1 protein-coding gene is annotated in these 1,334 nt (G+C 47.9%); it reads left to right on the top strand.

The features are described 5' to 3' along the window. Positions 1-63 precede the first annotated feature (63 nt). The gene (locus CR164_RS12905; RefSeq protein ID WP_110024408.1) at positions 64-1,299 is read left to right on the top strand and encodes an IS256 family transposase; all 1,236 of its coding nucleotides are present in this window, start codon (positions 64-66) and stop codon (positions 1,297-1,299) included. Positions 1,300-1,334 lie beyond the last annotated feature (35 nt).

Below are 1,334 nucleotides of genomic sequence, written 5' to 3' on the forward strand. Positions count from 1 at the left end.
GAGTCTGTGAGATAAAGTGTGTAAACGGTCATAGTTTCCTATCATGTAAAAAGGAGAACAGCTATGACCAGAAAAAAAGACCAGATTCCAGAATCCCAGAAGGCCCTGATCGATCAGCTTATTCAGGAGAGCGGCGGTCCACAAGCTTTGTTCGATAAAGGAGGTTTGCTTGACCAGCTTAAAAAGCGATTGATCGAAGAGGCACTAGAAGCCGAAATGGATGACCATCTCGGCTATCAGAAACATGCATTGATCAAGCCCAGTACAGGAAATACACGAAACGGACACGGAAAGAAATCCATCATTGTCGATAACGACCCGCTGGAAATCACCCCACCCCGTGACCGTAGCAGCACGTTTGCACCGCAGCTGATCCCGAAACGCCAGAAACGCTTCAAAGGCTTTGACGAGAAAATTATTGCCATGTATGCTCGCGGCATGAGTGTCCGGGATATGCAGGCGATGCTCCTGGAGCTTTACGATGTTGATGTCTCGGAAGCGTTGATCAGTAGCGTCACCGATGCCGTGCTTGATGATGTCCGGGCTTGGCAGAGCCGCCCCCTTGAGAATGTGTATCCCATTGTCTATTTCGACTGCATTGTCGTCAAGAGTCGAGAGGATGGTAAGGTCAGTAATAAAGCCGTTTACCTAGCCTTGGCCATTACCATGGAAGGGCAGAAAGAACTCTTGGGGCTGTGGCTCTCCCAGAACGAAGGAGCAAAATTCTGGCTTGGCGTGATGACCGAGCTGAAAAACCGGGGAGCCCAAGATATTTTTATTGCAGCAGTTGATGGACTGACCGGCTTCCCAGATGCCATTGAAGCGGTTTTCCCTCAAACGGAGGTCCAACTCTGCATTGTGCATATGGTTCGTAACTCGACAAAATATGTCCCATGGAAGGATCGTAAGGAACTGTGTGCCGATTTGAAACGCATTTATGGATCAGATACCCTCGAAGGCGCTGAACTGGCTTTGCAGGCTTTTGAAGAGAAATGGGATGACAAATATGCTATGGTTGGCCAACTGTGGCGTCGGCACTGGGATCGTATTACACCGTTCTTTGAGTACCCTAAAGACTTACGCAAGGTCATCTATACGACCAATGCTATAGAATCCCTGAACCGGTCACTACGCAAAGTCCTAAAAACCAAGGGAGCTTTTCCCAACGACGAATCGATCATAAAGCTGATGTATCTGGCCATGCAGAACATCGCTAAAAAATGGACAATGCCGGTGAGAAATTGGGCTGCTGTGATCAATCAGCTTTCCATTAAATTCCAGGGAAGAGTACCTTTATGAAGAATGGCTGTTTACACAGTTTTCTGAACAGACCC

This window comes from Prosthecochloris marina (assembly GCF_003182595.1).
Taxonomy (GTDB): Bacteria; Bacteroidota; Chlorobiia; order Chlorobiales; family Chlorobiaceae; genus Prosthecochloris; species Prosthecochloris marina.

Excerpts from the sequence above, each read along its gene's own strand:
- CR164_RS12905 (WP_110024408.1), top strand. The coding sequence starts at position 64 with ATGACCAGAAAAAAAGACCAGATTCCAGAATCCCAGAAGGCCCTGATC.